Source organism: Ewingella sp. AOP9-I1-14 (assembly GCF_052375995.1).
Classification (GTDB): domain Bacteria; phylum Pseudomonadota; class Gammaproteobacteria; order Enterobacterales; family Enterobacteriaceae; genus Ewingella; species Ewingella allii.
The window spans coordinates 65,237-85,864 of record NZ_JBQSVA010000003.1; the positions used below are offsets into that span (position 1 = coordinate 65,237).

22 protein-coding genes are annotated in these 20,628 nt (G+C 55.2%); 15 read left to right on the top strand and 7 right to left on the bottom strand.

The window, feature by feature from the left end; all coding sequences use genetic code 11:
- Nucleotides 1-69: 69 nt before the first annotated feature.
- From thpR to folK, 6 genes are all read left to right on the top strand, one after another.
- The gene (gene thpR, locus ACT3RT_RS10265) at nt 70-615 is read left to right on the top strand and encodes an RNA 2',3'-cyclic phosphodiesterase (RefSeq protein ID WP_496202943.1); all 546 of its coding nucleotides are present in this window, start codon (nt 70-72) and stop codon (nt 613-615) included.
- Between the two features lie 18 nt (nt 616-633).
- Entirely contained in the window at nt 634-1,353 is a 720-nt protein-coding gene (sfsA, locus tag ACT3RT_RS10270; RefSeq protein ID WP_485903109.1) for a DNA/RNA nuclease SfsA, read from the top strand.
- Nucleotides 1,354-1,639: 286 nt separating this feature from the next.
- Entirely contained in the window at nt 1,640-2,095 is a 456-nt protein-coding gene (gene dksA, locus ACT3RT_RS10275; protein ID WP_034787382.1) for an RNA polymerase-binding protein DksA, read from the top strand.
- A gap of 76 nt (nt 2,096-2,171) precedes the next feature.
- Nucleotides 2,172-3,086 carry a tRNA glutamyl-Q(34) synthetase GluQRS gene (gene gluQRS / locus ACT3RT_RS10280; RefSeq protein ID WP_485903108.1) on the top strand — a complete coding sequence of 305 codons (915 nt, stop codon included), beginning with the start codon at nt 2,172-2,174 and terminating at the stop codon, nt 3,084-3,086.
- A 511-nt stretch (nt 3,087-3,597) separates the two neighbouring features.
- Nucleotides 3,598-4,920, top strand: coding sequence for a polynucleotide adenylyltransferase PcnB (gene pcnB / locus ACT3RT_RS10285; protein ID WP_353503899.1), 1,323 nt, complete (start codon nt 3,598-3,600; stop codon nt 4,918-4,920).
- Entirely contained in the window at nt 4,917-5,396 is a 480-nt protein-coding gene (folK, locus tag ACT3RT_RS10290) for a 2-amino-4-hydroxy-6-hydroxymethyldihydropteridine diphosphokinase (RefSeq protein WP_485903107.1), read from the top strand. Before pcnB ends, folK begins: the two co-directional genes overlap by 4 nt.
- A 27-nt stretch (nt 5,397-5,423) precedes the next feature.
- Here folK and qseC read toward each other — a convergent pair whose 3' ends face one another.
- Nucleotides 5,424-6,791, bottom strand: coding sequence for a quorum sensing histidine kinase QseC (gene qseC, locus ACT3RT_RS10295; protein ID WP_496202944.1), 1,368 nt, complete (start codon nt 6,789-6,791; stop codon nt 5,424-5,426).
- Nucleotides 6,788-7,462, bottom strand: a complete 675-nt coding sequence (qseB, locus tag ACT3RT_RS10300) for a quorum sensing response regulator transcription factor QseB (RefSeq protein ID WP_396131645.1) — start codon at nt 7,460-7,462, stop codon at nt 6,788-6,790. Before qseB ends, qseC begins: the two co-directional genes overlap by 4 nt.
- A gap of 174 nt (nt 7,463-7,636) precedes the next feature.
- Between qseB and panB the strand changes: the two genes are divergently transcribed.
- The 3 genes from panB (at nt 7,637) to panD (ending at nt 9,822) form a co-directional block, all read left to right on the top strand.
- Nucleotides 7,637-8,431 carry a 3-methyl-2-oxobutanoate hydroxymethyltransferase gene (panB, locus tag ACT3RT_RS10305; RefSeq protein ID WP_485903104.1) on the top strand — a complete coding sequence of 265 codons (795 nt, stop codon included), beginning with the start codon at nt 7,637-7,639 and terminating at the stop codon, nt 8,429-8,431.
- 14 nt (nt 8,432-8,445) lie between these two features.
- Entirely contained in the window at nt 8,446-9,300 is an 855-nt protein-coding gene (gene panC / locus ACT3RT_RS10310) for a pantoate--beta-alanine ligase (protein WP_396131644.1), read from the top strand.
- A 141-nt stretch (nt 9,301-9,441) separates the two neighbouring features.
- The gene (panD, locus tag ACT3RT_RS10315) at nt 9,442-9,822 is read left to right on the top strand and encodes an aspartate 1-decarboxylase (RefSeq protein WP_353501022.1); all 381 of its coding nucleotides are present in this window, start codon (nt 9,442-9,444) and stop codon (nt 9,820-9,822) included.
- A 104-nt stretch (nt 9,823-9,926) separates the two neighbouring features.
- Here the strand turns inward: panD and ACT3RT_RS10320 are convergent, their stop codons facing one another.
- Both ACT3RT_RS10320 and ACT3RT_RS10325 read right to left on the bottom strand, forming a co-directional pair.
- Nucleotides 9,927-10,697, bottom strand: coding sequence for an ABC transporter permease (locus tag ACT3RT_RS10320; RefSeq protein ID WP_353501021.1), 771 nt, complete (start codon nt 10,695-10,697; stop codon nt 9,927-9,929).
- Nucleotides 10,697-11,620, bottom strand: coding sequence for an ABC transporter ATP-binding protein (locus tag ACT3RT_RS10325; protein ID WP_353501020.1), 924 nt, complete (start codon nt 11,618-11,620; stop codon nt 10,697-10,699). Before ACT3RT_RS10325 ends, ACT3RT_RS10320 begins: the two co-directional genes overlap by 1 nt.
- A gap of 148 nt (nt 11,621-11,768) precedes the next feature.
- On the opposite strand from ACT3RT_RS10325, the gene can reads away from it, so the two are divergent.
- Complete coding sequence (gene can / locus ACT3RT_RS10330; protein ID WP_034787270.1) at nt 11,769-12,425, top strand: carbonate dehydratase; 657 nt, start codon at nt 11,769-11,771, stop codon at nt 12,423-12,425.
- A gap of 118 nt (nt 12,426-12,543) precedes the next feature.
- Here can and hpt read toward each other — a convergent pair whose 3' ends face one another.
- The 3 genes from hpt to cueO all read right to left on the bottom strand — a co-directional run bounded on the left by hpt (nt 12,544) and on the right by cueO (nt 15,886).
- Complete coding sequence (gene hpt, locus ACT3RT_RS10335) at nt 12,544-13,080, bottom strand: hypoxanthine phosphoribosyltransferase (protein WP_353501019.1); 537 nt, start codon at nt 13,078-13,080, stop codon at nt 12,544-12,546.
- Between the two features lie 113 nt (nt 13,081-13,193).
- Nucleotides 13,194-14,159, bottom strand: a complete 966-nt coding sequence (gene gutQ, locus ACT3RT_RS10340) for an arabinose-5-phosphate isomerase GutQ (RefSeq protein ID WP_353501018.1) — start codon at nt 14,157-14,159, stop codon at nt 13,194-13,196.
- 110 nt (nt 14,160-14,269) lie between these two features.
- Nucleotides 14,270-15,886: a multicopper oxidase CueO gene (gene cueO, locus ACT3RT_RS10345; protein ID WP_496202945.1), complete on the bottom strand. Its 1,617-nt coding sequence runs from the start codon at nt 15,884-15,886 to the stop codon at nt 14,270-14,272.
- 204 nt (nt 15,887-16,090) lie between these two features.
- Here cueO and ACT3RT_RS10350 point away from each other — a divergent pair, with 204 nt between their 5' ends.
- From ACT3RT_RS10350 to yddG, 5 genes are all read left to right on the top strand, one after another.
- The gene (locus tag ACT3RT_RS10350) at nt 16,091-16,438 is read left to right on the top strand and encodes a YacC family pilotin-like protein (RefSeq protein WP_034787248.1); all 348 of its coding nucleotides are present in this window, start codon (nt 16,091-16,093) and stop codon (nt 16,436-16,438) included.
- A 225-nt stretch (nt 16,439-16,663) separates the two neighbouring features.
- On the top strand, nt 16,664-17,527 hold the full coding sequence (gene speE / locus ACT3RT_RS10355) for a polyamine aminopropyltransferase (protein ID WP_396131712.1): 864 nt from the start codon (nt 16,664-16,666) through the stop codon (nt 17,525-17,527).
- Between the two features lie 28 nt (nt 17,528-17,555).
- Nucleotides 17,556-18,350 carry an adenosylmethionine decarboxylase gene (gene speD, locus ACT3RT_RS10360; protein ID WP_353501016.1) on the top strand — a complete coding sequence of 265 codons (795 nt, stop codon included), beginning with the start codon at nt 17,556-17,558 and terminating at the stop codon, nt 18,348-18,350.
- Between the two features lie 485 nt (nt 18,351-18,835).
- Entirely contained in the window at nt 18,836-19,624 is a 789-nt protein-coding gene (locus ACT3RT_RS10365; protein ID WP_496202946.1) for a hypothetical protein, read from the top strand.
- A gap of 125 nt (nt 19,625-19,749) precedes the next feature.
- Entirely contained in the window at nt 19,750-20,628 is an 879-nt protein-coding gene (gene yddG, locus ACT3RT_RS10370) for an aromatic amino acid DMT transporter YddG (protein ID WP_496202947.1), read from the top strand.

The following is a 20,628-nucleotide window of genomic DNA, read 5'->3' on the forward strand; positions in this document are numbered from 1 at the left end:
CCATATGAGTTGATTTAAAGCGCCAGCATTGTAGCATCTGGGCCTGCTTCTGCCTTAAGGGAACCTGCAATGTCCGCTCAACGCCGTCTGTTTTTTGCTTTATCACTGCCACCGAAATTACAAAAACAGGTGATTAAATGGCGTGCTGATAATTTCCCGGCCGAGACAGGACGCCCGCTGACGGCGGCCAATTTGCATATCACTCTGGCCTTTTTGGGCGAGGTGAGCGAACAAAAAGAGGCGGCTTTACGCGGCGTCGCCGGGCGAATCGATGCCAAAGCTTTCAGCTTTCAAATCGATGACGCGGGCCACTGGCCCGGAGCCGGCGTGGTTTGGCTCGGCACTCGGCGTGCGCCACGCGCGCTGCTGCAACTGGCCGAGGTGCTGCGCTCCCACGCGGCGCGCAACGGCTGTTACCAGAGCGCGTTGCCGTTTCATCCGCATATTTCGCTGTTCCGCGCCGCCACTCGTCCGGTCGCCATTCCTCCCACAACACCCAACTGGACGCTGGACGCCACCGAGTTTGGTCTGTACCAGTCCCTTTATGAGAGTGGCCGCACCCGATACTCCTTGTTGCAAAGCTGGCCGCTGTCGCCCGCCGCGCCTAACGACTAATTTCAATCAGGAAATGTCATGCACTTCGAGCCACCACTTCAACCCGCAACCCTGATCAAACGTTACAAACGTTTTCTGGCGGACGTGGTCACCCCAGAAGGTAAGGAATTAACCCTGCATTGCGCCAATACCGGCGCGATGACCGGCTGCGCTACGCCGGGCGATACCGTCTGGTATTCCACCTCCGACAACCCAAAACGCAAGTACGCCCATAGCTGGGAGCTTACCGAAACGCAGCAGGGGCACTGGATTTGCGTCAACACGCTGCGGGCCAACCAGCTAGTGCGAGAAGCGCTGGAATTAGGCGCTATTCCAGAATTATCTGCTTACAGTAAGATCTCTAGCGAAGTTAAATACGGCGCCGAAAACAGTCGCATAGATTTTATGTTACAGGCGGATAATGGTTCTGACTGCTATATTGAAGTGAAATCTGTCACCTTGTTGCAACAAGGATGCGGCTTCTTCCCCGACGCAGTGACCCTGCGAGGTCAGAAGCATTTACGCGAGCTTCAAGCGATGGCAGAACAGGGACAGCGAGCCGTTTTATTTTTCGCTGTATTGCATTCAGGCATTGAAAGCGTCTCTCCGGCACACCATATTGATCCGCGTTATGCAGCATTGTTGACGCAGGTACAGAAAAACGGTGTCGAAGTGATGTGTTACGGTGCAAAACTTTCTGCCGAGGGTATCCGCCTCACAGAACGTTTACCTCTGGCTACCCGCCAGTTTGTCGGATAACCCCTGTTATTAAAGCCATCGGCGGCGACCACATGGGGGCAGAGACTCTAAATTGTTCAATTTTTGAAGGATTAAGGAGTCGCGAATACGCTTTTCCTCACAGGTCTGTCAAGACCCTGCGATGATTAATTGCTTACCTCGTTGCCTTCTGGTATTTATAGCGGCCTGATTTTTTCCCCCTTTTGGGGATCGAAATACTCAACATCGTTGAATTACAGCAAGGCGGACAACGCAGCAGTAGCTTAAAGGATGAAGAGTATAGTGCGTTTTATGTAGGAGAAGCATCATGCAAGAAGGGCAAACCCGTAAGACATCGTCCTTGAGCATTCTCGCCATCGCTGGGGTAGAACCATACCAAGAGAAGCCAGGCGAAGAGTACATGAACGTCGCTCAGCTGACCCACTTCAAGAAGATCCTTGAAGCGTGGCGCAATCAGCTCAGGGATGAAGTTGACCGTACCGTTTCGCACATGCAGGACGAAGCTGCAAACTTCCCAGATCCGGTCGACCGTGCCGCTCAGGAAGAAGAATTCAGCCTTGAACTACGTAACCGCGACCGTGAACGTAAGCTGATCAAAAAAATTGAAAAAACGCTGAAAAAAGTGGAAGACGAGGATTTCGGATATTGCGATTCCTGTGGCGTTGAGATCGGTATCCGCCGTCTCGAAGCACGTCCTACCGCTGATTTGTGCATTGACTGTAAGACATTGGCTGAAATCCGCGAAAAGCAGATGGCAGGTTAAGTCTCGGGTCCCACGCGGTGCATTACGCACCGCGTTCCCTTAACAACGCAGCACCCTCTTTCGTTTCAAACTTCTTATGTCAGATACCCACGCCACGTCGCCCTACATCGGCCGCTTTGCTCCCTCACCTTCCGGTGAACTTCACTTTGGTTCTCTGATTGCCGCCCTCGGTAGCTATTTGCACGCCCGCGCCGCACAGGGCCAGTGGCTGGTGCGTATTGACGATCTCGACCCGCCGCGCGAAATCGCCGGTTCCGCCGACAGCATTCTTGCCACGCTTGAACGTTTTGGCCTGCACTGGGATGGTGAAGTGGTTTGGCAGTCGAAACGCCATGACGCCTACCGCGCCGCCCTAGACTCGTTGCACAACAATGGCCTGAGCTATTACTGCACCTGTACCCGCCAGCGCGTCGCCCAGCTCGGCGGCACCTATGATGGCCACTGTCAGCACTTAGGCCTTGGCCCTGAGAATGCGGCGATTCGCCTGCGCCAGACGCGCCCGGTTTACGCCTTCGACGATGATTTTCAGGGCCAGCTGCACGCCAGCCAGACTCTCGCCGAAGAGGATTTTATTATCCGCCGCCGAGACGGCCTGTTCGCCTATAACCTCGCCGTGGTGGTCGACGATCACTATCAGGGAGTCAATCACGTGGTGCGCGGAGCCGACTTAATTGAGCCAACGGTACGGCAGATTTCGCTTTATCAGCATCTTGGCTACCCGCAGCCGGGATATTTGCATTTGCCACTGGCGGTCAATGAGAGTGGCGATAAGCTTTCCAAACAAAATCACGCGCCCGGCCTGCCACCCGGCGATCCGCGCCCCGTGTTGTTGAAAGCGTTACAATTTTTAGGTCAAACCTTGCCGGAAAACTGGCAGGATTTACCATTAGATTTATTATTACGCTGGGCGATTGAACATTGGTCCCCCGCGCAGATGCCGCGTCAGCATGCGAAAGCTCCGCCAGATTTGACTTCGGCATTCTCAAAGTAGCCAGTGTGAGCTATGATTAGCCGCTGTTTTTGCGTCGCGTCATTTTTATCAGTCACTATCGAGGTGTCCCATTTTTACCCGAGTAGCCAATTTTTGCCGTAAGGTGCTAGTTCGTGAAGACAAAGTCATCCGTGAAGAAAACGCGGTGCCTGAACCAGCCCCTCTTCGTGAAGATAAAGACCGCCGCGACCCAACCTCCGTGGACTCTGCTTCCGTTGCCGACGGCAACCCAAGAACGCCGTCATCCCCACGCCGCGAACGCAGTGGCAATCGCGATAACCGTAATCGCCGGGATGACAATGGCAATCGAGGCGATCGACGCGGCAATAATGCTGCGCAAGGCGCGAGACAGCCATCCCGCTCTGCCCCTCGTCAGAACGAAAATCATGACAATCGCCGTTCAGCCAGCGAAGCGCCACGCGGCGATCGCCCATTCGTTGAACGTTATGTGACCGAAGAGCCGGCGAAGAAAGCCCGCGTCTCCTTTGATTACGAAGGCGAAACCCGCGCCATGACCATTATTCCTCGCGATGAGCACAACATCTCTCGTCGTGATATCAGCGAAAACGCCCTTAAAGTGCTGTATCGCTTAAATAAATCCGGTTACGAAGCCTACCTGGTTGGCGGCGGCGTGCGCGATTTATTGCTGGAAAAGAAACCGAAAGACTTCGACATCACCACCAACGCCACGCCTGAGCAGGTACGCAAACTGTTCCGCAACTGCCGTCTGGTGGGCCGTCGCTTCCGTCTGGCTCACGTGATGTTTGGGCCGGAAATCATTGAGGTCGCCACCTTCCGTGGTCATCACGAGCAGCAAGAAGAAGTGGAAGACAAAAATTCTTCCCAGCAGGCCGTCAACGGCATGCTGCTGCGCGACAACATCTTTGGCACCATCGAAGATGACGCCCAGCGCCGCGACTTCACCATCAACAGCCTGTATTACGGCGTGGCCGACTTCACCGTGCGTGACTACACCGGTGGCCTGCGTGACCTTGAAAACGGCATTATTCGCCTGATTGGTGACCCAGAAACGCGCTACCGCGAAGACCCGGTGCGTATGCTGCGCGCCGTGCGTTTCGCCGCCAAGCTGGACATGAAAATCAGCCCGGAAACCGCACAGCCTATTCCACGACTGGCGACCTTGTTACAAGAAATCCCTCCGGCGCGCCTGTTCGAAGAGTCTTTAAAACTGCTGCAAGCGGGCAACGGCTACCAGACCTACCTGAAGCTGCGTGAATATCAGCTGTTCCAGCCGCTGTTCCCGCTGATTGCCCGCCAGTTCACCGAAGAGGGTGACAGCCCGATGGAGCGCATTCTGGTTCAGGTGCTGAAAAACACCGACTTCCGTCTGCAAAACGATCAGCGCGTTAACCCTGCGTTCCTGTTCGCCGCGATGCTGTGGTATCCGGTGATTGAACACGCGCAGAAGCTGGCACAGGAAGGCGGATTGACCTATTACGATGCCTTCTCGCTGGCGATGAACGACGTGCTCGACGAGCAGTGCCGCACATTGGCGATCCCAAAACGTATTACTACGCTGGTGCGTGATATCTGGGCGCTGCAACTGCGCCTGTCTCGCCGTCAGGGTAAACGTGCGCACAAGCTGATGGAGCATCCTAAGTTCCGCGCCGCCTTCGACCTGCTGGCGCTGCGCGCCGAAGTCGAGCAGCATCGCGAACTGCAAAGCCTGACCGAATGGTGGGGTGAGTTCCAGGAAGCGACACCGGCCTCGCAGAAAAACATGCTGGGTACGCTGGGTGATGACGCCGCACCGCGCCGCAGCCGTCCGCGTCGCCCTCGCAAACGGGCACCGCGCAAGGACAATGCGCAATGATTCGGGTCTACATTGCGCTCGGCAGTAACCTTGCCAAGCCTGTAGACCAGGTTAACTGTGCGCTGGAAGCTCTGGCGCACATGCCCCGCACCCAGTTGGTGGTCTGCTCGGCATTTTACCGCAGCAAGCCCCTCGGCCCGCAAAATCAGCCTGATTTCCTCAATGCCGTGGTGGCACTGGATACCGAACTGCCGCCAGAAGAGTTGCTAGACTGCACTCAGGCCATTGAACAGAATCAGGGCCGGGTGCGAAAGCTGGAACGTTGGGGACCGCGCACGCTGGATTTAGACCTGCTGCTGTATGGCGATCGGGTGATCAACACCGAACGTCTGACCGTGCCGCATTACGACATGAAAAACCGTGAGTTTATGCTCTATCCGCTGGCAGAAATCGCGCCAGACGTGGTGTTCCCTGACGGCGAATCTCTGCAAACTGTTCTCACCCGCGTGCCGCTGAACGGGCTGGAACACTGGTAATTCGCGGCCAGTTCATCTGGCCGTTGCTTATCTGATTGCGACTTCTAAGCCACCCTGCTGGCGATTGCGATAACTCACCTGCAAGCCGTGCAACTGGGCGATACGCCGCACAATCGAAACGCCCAGCCCGCTGCCGGTCTGCTGTTGCCCCGGCGGCCGATAGAACCTCTCCCCCAGCCTCGCAAGGTGCTCTTCATCAATGCCCGGCCCCTGATCTTCAACCCGAATCCCCTGCTCGTCGAGCCACACCGTGACGTTCGACCCGCGCGGCGAATAGCGAACCGCATTATCAATCAGGTTGCGCAGCATCATCGAAAGCAGCAACGGCTGGCCCTGAATCATCGCCGGTTCGCCCAGAGGTTCAAAGCGCAGCGCGATGCCACGGGCGTGCGCGGCGGCGTCCTGCTCACCCATCATCTGCATCAGCAGGCTGGCCCAGTTGATAGGCTCAAGCTCCTCTAAACCGTCAAAAGACTCCAGCCGCGACAGGTTCAGAAGTTGATCCACCAGCCGCGTGGCGCGATCAATGCTGGTAGTGAGATTCCCCAGTGCATGTTCCCGCGCGCTGGCGTCATCGCCGGAAAGCTGCACCACTTCGGTTTGAACGCGCAGCGCCGCCAGCGGGCTGCGCAGCTCATGGGCGGCATCGGAGGTGAAGCGGCGCTCGCGCACCAGCAGCTCGCCGGTGCGGCTAAACAGCGAGTTAAGGGATGTCACCAGAGGCAAAACCTCGGAGGGAACCTGCCGGGTGGAGATGGGCGCAGCGTCGTCAGGCGCGCGGCGATGAAGATCGTCCGCCACCCGGCGCAAAGGTTTTAGCTCGCGAGTGATCAGCAGGATCATCGCGAGAAGCAGGATAGGCAAGCTCGCCAGCCACGGCATTAACTGCCCGCTGACCAGCGTCCACGCCAGATCGTTGCGATAGTCATATTCTTGCCCGACCACCACGCGGAACTGCCCGTCGGCGGTGGTCAGCCACAGCAGTCGCCACGCGTCGTCATCCCCTTCCAGCTGGCTGTCGGTGAACCCCTGCGTACTGCTGTCAAAGCGGATATGCTTGCCGTTCTCGCCATCGTTGAGCAGCATCTTGCCCTGACGATCAAAAATGGCGAAGGTCAGCGCGTCATCATCGGTATGGCCGCGATTGCCTTTATGCAGGATTTTCTTGGTTTCCGGCAGGCGCACGTCGTGCTCCACCGCCATCATCTCCGCCAGCCCCGCCCCTGCCAGTCGTTTGGCGAACAGTATCTGCTGGGTGTCGAACACTTCATTAATGTTGTGGCGAGTCTGCTGCCAGGCGATAACCGAGGCGGCCAGCCAAGTGAGCAGCGCCAAAAGGCCGAACAATAAAATCAGCCGCAGCCGCAAACTGAGACGCGCAAATCTAGCTCTCACTGGCCCTCCTCTGTGGCATCGCCCAGGGTGTAGCCCACGCCGTGGACGGTGCGGATAAAGCCGTTGCCGAGCTTCTTCCTCAAGTGGTGAATATGCACTTCAACTGCGTTGCTGCTGACCTCATCGTCCCAGCTGTAGAGCTTTTCCTGAATCAGCGGGCGAGGCAGAACCCGGCCTTTGTTGTTGAGAAACAGCTCCATGACGGTGATTTCGCGCTGGGTGAGCACCACGACTTCGCCATTTAGCGTCGCGCTGCGAGAGGCAGGGTCGAATTGTAAACTGCCGTGGGTGACAATCGGGGTGATCTGCCCGTGGCGGCGGCGGATCAGTGCCTGTAGCCGCGCCGCGACTTCCACGAGCGCAAAAGGTTTGCACAGATAGTCATCGGCGCCGGCCTGTAGGCCACTCACCCGCTGTTCCAGTGCGTCACGCGCCGTAAGGATCAGCACCGGCGTGTCTTTGCCCTCGCGCCGCCATTCCCGTAAAAGCTGCATACCATCGAGGCCCGGCAGGCTCAGGTCCAGAATCACTGCGTCATAAGGCGCGCTGTCGAGCGCCGCTTTGCCCATTTTACCGTCGGTAAACCAGTCCAGCGTAAACCCCAGCTTGCCCAACCCGGCCTTGATACCATCGCCAATCATGTTGTCGTCTTCAATCAGTAAAATGCGCATTGCTCTTCCTTAATATTCGCCCGAAATCTCCACTCTTTGATTATACGTCAACCACCTTAAGCAGTTCTTAAGATGTTCCGTGCCCTGAGCAGGAACTTCACTACCTGCTTATTCGGTCATACAGTAGAATGTCGGCAAGATATTCACCGAATGAATTGTTCATAGGAAGATCTCATGAAAGCTACAACCCTCAGCCAGTTACGCCAGTGGAAGCAAGAGAACCACAAGTTTGCGACCATTACCGCCTACGATGCCAGCTTCGCGCAGCTGTTCGCCGAGCAGGGTATCCCCGTGATGCTGATTGGTGATTCCCTCGGCATGGTGGTGCAGGGCCATGACTCTACCCTGCCAGTCACTGTCGAAGAGATTGCCTATCACACGCGCTGCGTGCGTCGCGGTGCGCCCAAGGCGCTGCTGCTGTCTGACCTGCCTTTTATGAGCTATGCCACCCCAGAGCAGACCTTCACCAGCGCGGCCGTGCTGATGCGCGCCGGGGCCAATATGGTGAAGTTAGAAGGCGGAAGCTGGCTATGTGAAACGGTGAAAATGCTCACCGAGCGTGCGGTGCCGGTTTGTGGTCATTTGGGCTTAACGCCGCAGTCGGTCAACGTGTTCGGCGGCTATAAAGTGCAGGGCCGTGACGAAGTGGCGGCTAACCAGCTGGTGAAAGATGCGCTGGCACTCGAAGAAGCCGGAGCCCAGCTGATGGTGCTGGAGTGCGTGCCGGTCGAGCTGGCGAAGCGCGTGACCGAAGAGCTTGCCATTCCGGTGATTGGTATCGGCGCGGGCAACGTGACCGACGGCCAGATTCTGGTGATGCACGACGCCTTTGGCATCACCGGCGGCCACACGCCGAAGTTCGCCAAAGACTTCCTCACCGAGGCTGGCGACATTCGCGGCGCGGTGCGCCTGTATGTTGAACAAGTTGCTCAGGGTGTCTATCCGGGCGAAGAACACAGTTTTAAATAAGAAGGGTTATCGACGTGCTGATTATTGAAAATGTGCCGCTGCTGCGCCGTGAAATTCGTTTTTACCGCCAGAACAACAAACGTATCGCACTGGTTCCCACCATGGGCAACCTGCACGAAGGTCACATGACTCTGGTGGAAGAAGCCAAAGCCCGGGGCGACGTGGTGGTAGTAAGTATCTTTGTTAACCCGATGCAGTTCGAGCGCCCTGACGATTTAGAACGCTACCCGCGCACCTTGCAGGAAGACTGCGAGAAGCTGAACAAACGCGGCGTGGACTTGGTTTTCGCGCCATCGCCGGCGGATATCTATCCGAAAGGCTTGGCCACCCAGACTCAGGTCGACGTACCGGTTATCTCCACCATTCTGGAGGGCGCGAGCCGTCCGGGGCATTTTCGCGGTGTGTCGACCATCGTCAGCAAGCTGTTCAATCTGGTGCAGCCTGACGTCGCCTGCTTCGGCCAAAAAGACTTCCAGCAGTTGGCGCTGATCCGCACGCTGGTGGAAGACATGGGTTATGACATCGAGATTATCGGTGTGCCGACCGTGCGCGCCAAAGACGGTTTGGCACTGAGTTCGCGCAACGGTTATCTCACTCACGACGAGCGCAAAACCGCGCCTGAGCTGGCGAAAATCATGAACCAGCTGGCCGAGCGCCTGAGCCAAGGCGAGCGCCACGTCGAAGAGATGCTGGAAGAGACGGCGCAGCAGCTACGCGACGCCGGCTTCACCCCTGACGAGCTGTTTATTCGCGACGCCAAGACCCTGCAAGAGCTGAATGTGGATAGCACGTCGGCCGTGATTCTGATGGCGGCGTGGCTGGGTAAAGCGCGACTGATTGATAATCAGCAGGTTGATTTGACGCAGTAGACAACGGGTACTAAATCGGCAAAGATGTGGTCGATCTGGGTATCGGATTTTTTGTATTTCATCAATTTGTTATCCCAAGCCTTCCCGCTGTCGCAATGAAGCAACAGTGTGAAAGTTAAAGGTAAATGAAGGGTCACCTACATGGTACGTACTATGCTCCAAGGCAAACTGCATCGAGTTCACGTGACTCAGGCTGATTTGCACTACGAAGGCTCCTGCGCCATCGATCAAGACTTCCTCGACGCGTCAGGGATTCTGGAATACGAAGCCATCGACATTTATAACGTTGATAACGGTCAGCGTTTTTCGACCTATGCTATCGCAGCTGAACGCGGCTCACGGATTATATCGGTGAACGGCGCGGCAGCGCGCTGCGCCTGCGTCGGCGACCTGCTGATCATCTGTTCTTACGTGCAGATGTCAGACGCCGAAGCCCGCAAGCACCAGCCGAAAGTCGCCTATTTCGAAGGTGAAAACCAACTGAAACGCACCGCCAAGGCGGTACCTGTTCAAGTGGCATAACCTTGATTCAGGCATAAAAAAACGGGGCCACTGACTGGCCCCGTTTTTTTTATTTTTAAATTGCCATGCAGCCAACGCCGAGACAGCGCAAAGGATGACGTGGATTAGCTACGCAAGCCGCGGCCACGCTCAATCAAGTACCAAGCCAGCAAGTAAAACACTGCAATAAACGCCACCAACACGCCCATGGTGAACACCAACGGAACATCGGTGATCCCCAAGAAGCCGTAGCGGAAGCCGCTGATCATATAGACAATTGGGTTGAGCTTAGAAACCGCCTGCCAGATTGGCGGCAGCAGCGTCAGCGAGTAGAACACGCCGCCCAGATAGGTCAGCGGGGTCAACACGAAGGTTGGGATCAGGCTGATGTCATCAAAGGTGGTGGCAAATACTGCGTTGAGCAGGCCGCCGAGGGAGAACAGGATCGCCGTCAGCAGCAGAGTCAGCGCGATAACCCACCATGAGTGGATCACCAGCGGCACGAAGAACAGTGAAATCGCGGTGACCAAAATCCCCACGCAGATACCACGCGCCACGCCGCCGCCGACATAACCGGCAATCACCACGTGCGTTGGCACAGGGGCCACCAGCAGCTCTTCAATATTGCGCTGGAACTTGGCGCTAAAGAAAGAGGATGCCACGTTAGCGTAGGAGTTAGTGATCACCGCCATCATGATCAGGCCCGGCACGATGAACTGCATGTAGGTGAAACCATGCATTTGGCCAATCTGCGAACCGATCAAATTACCGAAAATGATGAAGTACAGCGTCATGGTGATCACTGGCGGAACCAGCGTCTGGATCCAGATACGCCCGAAACGGTTAATCTCTTTTAGCCAGATACTTTTGAGTGCAACCCAATACAATTGCGACATTATTTCGATTCCTCACTGCCGTTCACCAAGGTGACAAACAGCTCTTCCAAACGGTTAGCCTTGTTACGCATACTCAACACCTGCACGCCCTGATTGCTCAGTTGGCTAAACAGCGAGTTCAGCCCCTGCTCGCGCATCACTTCCACTTCCAGCGTCGAGGTATCCGTCAGCTTGTGGCGATAGCCTTCGAGCTGCGGCAGATTACTTTTCGGTGCCAAGTCGAGAATGAAGGTTTCAGATTTCAGCTTCGACAGCAGCTCTTTCATGCTGGTGTTTTCCACCAGCTGGCCGCCCTGAATAATGCCGATATTACGGCACAGCATCTCCGCTTCTTCCAGATAGTGGGTGGTCAGGATGATGGTGGTCCCCTGGGCGTTAAGCTCTTTAAGGAAGCCCCACATGGAACGGCGCAGCTCGATATCCACCCCGGCGGTTGGTTCATCGAGGATCAGCAGCTTCGGCTCGTGCATCAGCGCGCGGGCAATCATCAGGCGGCGCTTCATCCCCCCCGACAGCATGCGGGAACGCTCGTTGCGCTTGCCCCACAGATCCAGCTGGGTTAGGTATTTTTCAGCGCGCTGTAAAGCCAGCGGGCGCGGAACGCCGTAGTAACCGGCCTGATTGACCACCACTTGCATGACGGTTTCAAACGGGTTGAAGTTGAACTCCTGCGGCACCAGCCCGAGCTGGCGCTTGGCGTTGACGATATCCTTATCGATGTCGTAACCAAAGACTCGAACCTTACCGGCAGATTTATTCACCAGCGAGCTGATGATGCCAATGGTGGTCGATTTACCGGCACCGTTTGGCCCGAGCAGCGCGTAGAAATCACCTGCTTCTACCTTGAGGTCGATGCCGCGTAGAGCCTGCACGCCACCGGCGTAAGTCTTGGTTAACTTCTCCAGTTCCAATGCGTATGTCATAAGTGGAGCTTACCTTGTGTAGAGAACCTTGTTATAAATTCTGGCGTTATGATTTGTTGCTTAATGGGATGCTGAATCGATATGAAATAGCGGAGTGTTGCCCTATATTAACCCATCGCAGTTGATCGGTTACAGGCTATTAACGTCCATGAATGACATTGAAACACTTAAAAATAATAACGCCCTTTGGTCAAAAACCATGGTGGAAGAAGATCCAGGCTTCTTCGAACGTCTTTCCGAATCGCAAAAACCCCGCTTTCTATGGATTGGCTGCTCAGACAGCCGCGTGCCTGCCGAACAACTGACCGGGCTTGAGCCGGGTGAACTCTTCGTTCACCGCAACGTCGCCAATCTGGTTATCCATACCGACCTTAACTGCCTGTCCGTGGTGCAGTACGCCATCGACGTGCTGGAAGTCGAGCACGTGATTATCTGTGGGCACTACGGCTGTGGCGGTGTTCAGGCGGCGGTGGAGAATCCTGAGTTGGGGCTTATCAACAACTGGCTGCTGCATATTCGCGACATCTGGTACAAACACAGTTCACTGCTCGGCGAGCTCTCCCCAGACCAGCGTCTGAACAAGCTGTGCGAGCTGAACGTGGTGGAACAGATTTACAACCTCGGCCACTCAACGGTGATGCAGACCGCGTGGAAGCGCGGACAAAAAGTCTCGCTACACGGCTGGGTTTACGGCATTCAAGACGGGCGTCTGCGCGACCTCGAAGTGACCTCCACCAGCCGCGAAACGCTGGAACAACGTTACCGCCAAGGCGTCTCCGCCCTGCTGCACGGCAATCCGCAGTAACTGTACAAAAGAATAAAAAGCAAAAGGCACATTATGTGCCTTTTTTTGTGCCTTTTTCCGGCGCGTCGCTCTGTGTGTACTGCCCGCGTTAGAAATACTAAGGCGGGCAGCCAGCCACTTACTCTTCGAGCATCACTACTTTGCCGACGTACGGCAGGTGGCGATAGCGCTGGGCGTAGTCGATGCCGTAACCCACCACGAATTCGTCGGGGATGGCGAAACCTACATATTCGACTTTCACGTCCACTTCGCGGCGCTGTGGTTTATCCAACAGCGTACAGATTGCCAGCGATTTCGGGCCGCGCAGTTGCAGCAGTTCGCGGACTTTGCTCAGGGTGTTGCCGGAGTCGATGATGTCTTCGACGATCAGCACGTCTTTGCCACGGATATCTTCATCCAGATCTTTGAGGATTTTGACATCACGGGTGGTGGACATGCCGTTGCCGTAGCTGGAGGCGGTCATGAAATCCACTTCGTGGGAAACGTCAATGGTGCGACACAAGTCAGCCATAAACATGAATGAACCGCGCAACAGCCCGACCAGCACCATATCACTGCCGCTATCACGGTAGTGCTCGGTGATTTCACGGCCTAACTCAGCAATTCGGGTTTTGACTTCCTGCTCGGAAATCATGACGTCTACTCTGTGTTTCATATAAAGCCTAACCACCTGGAATTTGAAAGAGTCATCGCCACCACTGACCGTGATGGCGACCTTAAAGCGCGGGGATTATAACAAATAACCAGTTAATGAGTAACGCCGTCGGATCAACCAATGCCCGCCTGATGTAAATCATGCAGATTTATCGCCCCGACCAGCACGCCGTCGCTATTCACCACCGGCGCGGCGCTGATGTTCTGCTGGTGCAGGGCTTCCAGCGCCTCGCCCGCGCGCCACTGTTCCGGCAGTTGGAAGCCGGGACGTGTGATGGCATTCATTAGCGGCTCGTCGAGAGTATGGCCTTTCACCAGCCAGCGGCGTAGGTCGCCGTCGGTAAATACCCCCACCACGTGGCGCTGTTTGTCGCAGACCGCAATCAGGCCCAGCCCGGTTCGGCTCAGCTCCAGCATGGCATTCATGACATTTTCCTGGCTGTCGATAACCGGCAGTCGGTCGCCGGTGCGCATCAAATGGTGAACCCGATTGAGCAAGCGCGCGCCGAGGCTGCCGCCCGGATGTGAGCGAGCAAAGTCCTCTGCGCCGAAGCCGCGATGGCGCATTAAGGCCATCGCCAGCGCGTCGCCCATCATCAAAGTATTGACCGCGCTGGAGGTCGGGGCCAGCCCCATTGGGCAGGCTTCGCGCTCTACGCCGACGTCAATAATGGCATCGGCGGCCTGCGCCAGCGGGGAATCTTTGCCGCCGGTAATAGCAATCAGCTTGGTTTGGTTTTCGGCTAATAGAGGCAGGATCATATCCAGCTCTTTGGCGCGGCCGGAATAGGAGATGAAGATCAGCACGTCGTTACTGCCAATCATGCCTAAGTCGCCGTGCAGCGCCTCGGCCGGATGGACGAAGAAGGCTGGCGTGCCGGTGCTGGCAAGGGACGCGGCAATTTTCTTGCCGATGTGCCCGGATTTACCCATTCCCGACACCACGGCTTTGCCTGTGCAGTTGAGCAGCAACTGGCAGGCGTCGACGAAATTGTCATCCAGCCGAGTCAGCAGCCGTTGCGCCTCTTCGATTTCGATTTCCAGCGTTTCCCGCGCAAAACCCAGCAGCGACTTTTTCATCTTATTCTCCCCTCAGAATGATGTGAATATCATGGTTTTCAGCCGCGTTACCATACAGTCTGCTGAGCCGAATGTCAGTGATCGACATATCGACTCAACAAACAGAGGCCTTAACTGGAAACCGTAAATCCAAGCATCATGCCGGTGTCTTCGTGTTCCAACAGGTGGCAGTGAGCCATGTAAGACTGCTCTTTGCTCGCCAGATAGTTGAAACGCACCAGCACCTCGCTGCGCCCGCCCTCCACTCTCACAATGTCTTTCCAGCCCGCGCGGTGCGCCGCCACTGGCTTACCATTCTCAGACAGAATGCGGAACTGGGTGCCGTGAATGTGGAACGGGTGCAGCATCATGTCGCCTTCACCGGAAATGGTCCATTTCTCGTACTGGCCCTGTTTGACATCGAAGGCCGGGCTGTTCATGTCATAAGCTTTGCCATTGATTCGGTTGCCGGTCATCAGGTCGAACTTGCCGTCATCCTTCTTACTCATGTCCATGCCTGCCATGTTGCCGTGGTCGTCATGGGACATGCCCTGCATATTCATGCCCGCCATATCGTGGCCGCCGTCGCCTGAGCCGTGGTCCATGCTCATGCCCGCCATGGACTGATGCCCATAGCGCGCCATCAGCGCCGCCATGCCCTGCTGGTCAAGGCGCGGATCCATGGAGAGCTGCAACCAGCGGGTTGGCAGGCCATCGACGGAAACCAGCTCCGGCAGTGTGATCAGTTTATCCGGTATGTTCTGCTCGCCCTGCGTCAGGGTCGGCTGCACGCGCAGCACCGGCAGAGGTTTATCGAACGGCGCAAGGGTCATGCCCATCTGAGTGACCGGCATGGTGACGAGGTCGAAAGCTTTGGCATCCGGGCAGTTGACCAGCACTTCGAAACGTTCGCCGGGTAGCATCGGCAGCTCGCTGAGTTTCACCGGCTCGGCGAGGAAGCCGCCGTCGCTGGCAATCACGTAGAGTGGGCGACCGTCGCTGGTCGAGACATTGAGCGAGCGCGCATTACAGCCGTTGAGCAGGCGGAAACGTAGCCAGCCGCGCGACACGCCGTGCTGCGGGAAGACCACGCCATTGGTCAGCATGTGTTGACCAAACCAGCCCACGGCGGCGGTCATCACATCCATCTGGTAGTCGATCTGCCCGGCGTAGTTCAGGCGCTTGTCCTGAAGAATCAGCGGGATATCATCCACGCCCCAGCGCGACGGCAGTTGCAGCTGGTTGCTTTCGTCATCTTCAATCAGTACCAAACCGGCCAGCCCCATCGCCACCTGATAGCCACTGGTCTGATGCGGATGCGGATGGAACCAGCAGGTAGAAGCAGGCTGGTCGAGGGAGAACTGCACAGTGCGGCTGGCACCCGGCGCGATCACGCCCTGCGGGCCGCCGTCCACCTGACCGGGAATTTCCAGCCCGTGCCAGTGTACCGTGCTGGCGACATTCAGTTGGTTATTCACCGTGACCGTCACCGGCTCGCCGCGTTTGACGCGCAGCGCGGGGCCGAGGATATTGCCATTAATGCCCCAGGTTTCGGTATTCACGCCCGGCGTAAACTGGCTCTGCCCGCGCTGTAAATTCAGCACCATCACGCCTTTGGCGTTGGGTTTGAGCAGCATGGGAATCGGCAATGCTGGCCTGTCAGCAGCAAATGCCAGACGGCTCCAGCCCGGCAGCGTAGTGGCCGCCCCCATCAGTGTTGTCCATTTAATAAAGTCACGACGATGCATGTTCAGATCCTTTTGGCGATGTTCCGTGCCTCTGTCGGGGTTGGCAAAGAACGGGCAGATATAACACAGAGGGTAAACCTTCCACCAAGGGAAGGGTCAAGCAGCATTGCCGACAAAAGAAATTTAGTGTGACTCAGGGCAAATATGTTAACGTCGTTTCATTCTATCTGAGCCTGCTTTTTTCTCTTTATAAAGAACCACTCCATGAAAAAAACGACGCTAACCCTGATGTTGCTCGCCCTGCTCGGATTCTCCTCCGCCAGCCAGGCTTTAAGCGAATCAGAGGCTGAAGATCTGGCAGATTTGACCGCCGTCTTCGTGTATTTGAAAAATAATTGCGGCTACGAACAGCTTCCTAACGCGCAAATTAAGCGCGCGATTGTGTTTTTCGCTCAACAAAACCGTTGGGATTTAACCAATTACAGCAGCTTCAACATGCAGGCGATGGGTGAAGATAGCTATCGCGACCTGAGCGGGATTGCCGTCGCCAAGCCGACCAAGTGCAAGGCGCTGGCACGCGACTCCCTGAGCCTGCTGGCCTACTCTAACTAACTTCCTCTCTCGCCCGGCTTTAGCATCTTCCCACTGACTTTCGCCTCTGGCCGGGCCGCTTTCCAGCGTATTTCCCCACCTCAGCTACACTTATATTCCTAAAACGTCTGAGTAATATTCAATCGTGCATACAATGGCGATGTTGGCTATCATGTTGCCCCCATTTTCCAAGGCTGTGAATACTCAGGAGAAGATTGCACAATGTCCCAGAATCCGTCACAGAAATTGTCCGAAAAAGAAATGTGGTTTGAGACGCTGCACGCCAACTTTGGCCAATATTTTCGCGTCGAAAAAGAGCTGTATCGCGATAAAACCGAGCATCAGGATCTGATCATTTTCGAAAACGCCGAGCTGGGCCGCGTGATGGCGCTCGACGGCGTGGTGCAAACCACCGAGCGGGATGAGTTCATCTATCACGAGATGATGGCCCACGTGCCGATTCTGGCTCACGGTAAGGCTAAGAAAGTGCTGATTATCGGCGGCGGCGACGGCGGAATGCTGCGCGAAGTGTGCCGTCATACGCAGGTTGAGTCTGTCACCATGGTAGAAATTGATGCCGGCGTGGTGGAGTTCTGCCGTCAGTATCTGCCGAACCACAATGCCGGTGCCTATGACGATCCGCGCTTTAACTTGGTGATCGACGACGGGGTGAAGTTCGTCAATCAGACCAGCGAAACCTTTGATGTGATCATCTCAGATTGCACCGATCCTATTGGTCCCGGAGAAAGCCTGTTTACCTCAGAGTTTTACCAAGGCTGCGAGCGCTGTCTGAATCCGGGCGGCATTTTCGTGGCGCAAAACGGCGTCTGCTTCTTACAGCAGGATGAAGCCGTTAATAGCCACCAGAAGCTGAGTCACTACTTTAGCGACGTCAGTTTTTACCAAGCGGCGATCCCGACCTATTACGGTGGCATCATGACTTTCGCCTGGGCCACCAACAGCCCGGAGCATCGCCAGCTCGACGCTAAGACGCTGCAAGCGCGCTTCGACGCCGCAGACATTGCCTGCCGTTATTACAATCCGGCAATCCATTATGGCAGCTTTGCCCTGCCGCAATATCTACTGAATGCCCTGTCAGCCTCGCGCTGATCCGGCATCCATGAGGGGGTGAACTAAATTGCAAAAACTGAAACTGCATGGTTTCAATAACCTGACAAAAAGCCTGAGTTTTTGTATCTACGATATCTGTTATGCCAAAACGGCTGACGATCGTGACGGCTATATTGCCTACATCGACAAAGAATATAACGCGAACCGTTTGACGGAAATTCTCACCGAAACTTGCTCCATCATCGGTGCCAATATCCTCAACGTCGCGCGGCAGGACTATGAGCCACAGGGCGCCAGCGTCACGATTTTAGTGAGCGAAGAGCCAATGGACCCACGCGACGTGGATACCACCGAGCACCCTGGCCCGCTGCCAAACTCCGTGGTGGCGCATCTCGATAAAAGCCATATCTGCGTGCATACCTATCCAGAAAGCCACCCTGAAGGCGGCCTTTGCACTTTCCGCGCCGATATTGAAGTCTCCACCTGTGGCGTTATCTCGCCACTCAAGGCGCTGAACTACCTTATTCACCAGCTGGAATCTGACATTGTCACCATTGATTATCGCGTGCGTGGCTTCACTCGCGACATTAATGGCGTCAAACATTACATCGACCACTCGATCAACTCGATTCAGAACTTCATGTCGAAGGATATGAAGGCGCTGTATGACATGATGGATGTGAACGTGTATCAGGAAAATATATTCCACACCAAAATGATGCTGAAAGAGTTCGACCTTAAACATTATCTTTTCAATGCCAAGCCCGACCAATTAAGCGCGGCAGAGCATAAAGAAATTACCGACCTGCTGTATAAAGAGATGCAGGAAATTTATTACGGTCGCAATATCCCTTCGCTGTAAGATTTTTCAGCCGAACAGAGGTTAATAAGAAGTTAATAAATGGCGGGCATCACATGTCCGCCATTTTAATTTGACTTAACTCCACGCTCAGCTACATTTAATTCTTATAGAAATCCCCGCTTCTACCTAAAAAATTCACTAAAGCTGTTTTTTTCATTACCTTAAGTCAAATTGATCAGAAAATGATCTACGTATTAAGTCAAATTTAAAGAATATAAAAAACTAACTAACTCAAATAGTTAACCATCAAGTCTTTAAATTTAACTTAATACCTCTGTATTGATCTCATTTTGACCAAAAATGAATAGAGGCTGTTTTACCCACCTTATCCTGCGTTAGCATCCCCCCGCTGTTTTTAAAATCACCGCTCTCCTTCACCGACACAAAGAAATAATAAAATGACAATCTGTAAATTAAAGACCGTTGCCACCTTATTGGTATCGAGCTCTTTATTGGTTTCCGGGGTTTCCCGGGCCGGGGAAAGTTTGTTCAGCAGCAATACCGATGGAACACGCCACTATGTCAGTTATGGGGCGGAATATTATAAATGGGATGAAACCGTCGCTAACCAAGACGGCAAATACGTTGCAGAACATGGTCCTCGCCTGCGAGTAAACTTTGGCGCCAATAACTATCTCGATGCCCCAAGTGGGTTATTAAAAGCCTGGGACATGAGCCTGATGTTTGGCATCGTTAATTATCAGGGCAGCACGCTGGATGATAAAGCCGACGTGCCCGATGGCTCATTAAAAGGCAAAACAACCTATACCGGCTACAGCGCGGATATCACGCGCGGTTACCGTTATCGCGCCTCGGACAGCGTCTCTTTTGATGCCAAAGGGGCGTTGGGCGGGCAATTCTGGCTGCGCAATATTCGTTCCGACGATGTTTATATTGCCTCAGAGAATCGCACCCGCCAATTTAGCGCGCTGGAAGTCACGCTCCAGCCTTATGCCAAAGCTTCTCTTGGCGCAAACTGGCAGATGACCAGCGAGTCGCGCCTCAGTTTGGAAGGCGGCGCGCTGTATCCGATTAAGACCTGGACCCACAGCAATCAGGGCGGTGTCTGGCTTGAGCCGAAATCGCGCCTGTCACCGTTCACCAGCCTGACGTGGAATATCAACAAAGACCTATTTGTGAAGGCGTCCTATATTCACCAGAAATACGGTAAATCGGACGATAAACAGGGCCAGCTCGACGGTCAGAATGTCGGCTACTATCAGCCAGCCACCACCACCTCGACGCTGGGCTTAGAGGTCGGTTACTACTTCTGATCCCCGCCTTTCACTCCCCTTCATCATGAATTGCTGTTGATGAAGGGGATTGAGATTCTTCAGGTTTGCTTAGCCGCGGCAATCGCTTATCTTGGGTATCCCTTTCCCTGACTCAGACCGAATCCATGGATCGTTTTGCGACGCTGTTTGGTGTTATTGCCATTGTATTGTGGAGCATGAGCGTTGCTCTGACCCGCAGTCTGGCCGAAGCCCTTGGGCCATTTGGCGCGGCAGCCTCTATTTATACCGTGAGTGGAATTATGGTGTGGATGGCCAGCGGCCGGCCGACGCTGCGCGGGCAATCTGCGGCTTATCTGATTATTTGCGGCCTGCTGTTCGTTTTCTATATGGTGTCGTTTTCGCTGGCGATTGGTCTGGCACATAGCCGCCAGCAAACCTTAGAACTTGGCCTGATTAACTACTTGTGGCCCAGCCTGACCCTGCTGTTCGCCGTGCCGTTGCTGAAATTAAAGGTGCGTTGGTGGATGTGGCCGGGCGCGGTGTTAGCCTTTGTTGGCGTGCTATGGGCTATTAGCGGCGGGCACGGTTTGGATATCCACCAGCTGATGCGCAATGTGCGCAGCAACCCGGTGGCTTATGCGCTGGCGCTTGGCGCAGCAGTGTCTTGGGCGCTCTATTCCAATCTGGTGCGGATATTTAGTAAAGGGGCTGGGGTGTTGCCGCTGTTCTTGCTGGCAACCGGCGCGGTGCTGTGGGCGCTCTACTTCAACTACTCTTCTACCCGAATCAGAATGACCTGGCCGGCCGTCACTGAGTTACTGGTGATGGGCGCGATCACCGCGATTTCCTATCAGTGCTGGGACATCGCGATGAGAAAAGGTAATGCCACGCTGGTGGCGGCCCTCTCCTATTTCACGCCGTTATCGGCTATTTTCATCGCGGGGCTGTGGCTACATACCCTGCCGGGAGCCAGTTTCTGGCCGGGCGTCGGCATGGTGGTGGCGGGGTCGCTGCTATGCTGGAGCGCGTCGCGCGGCAAGTAA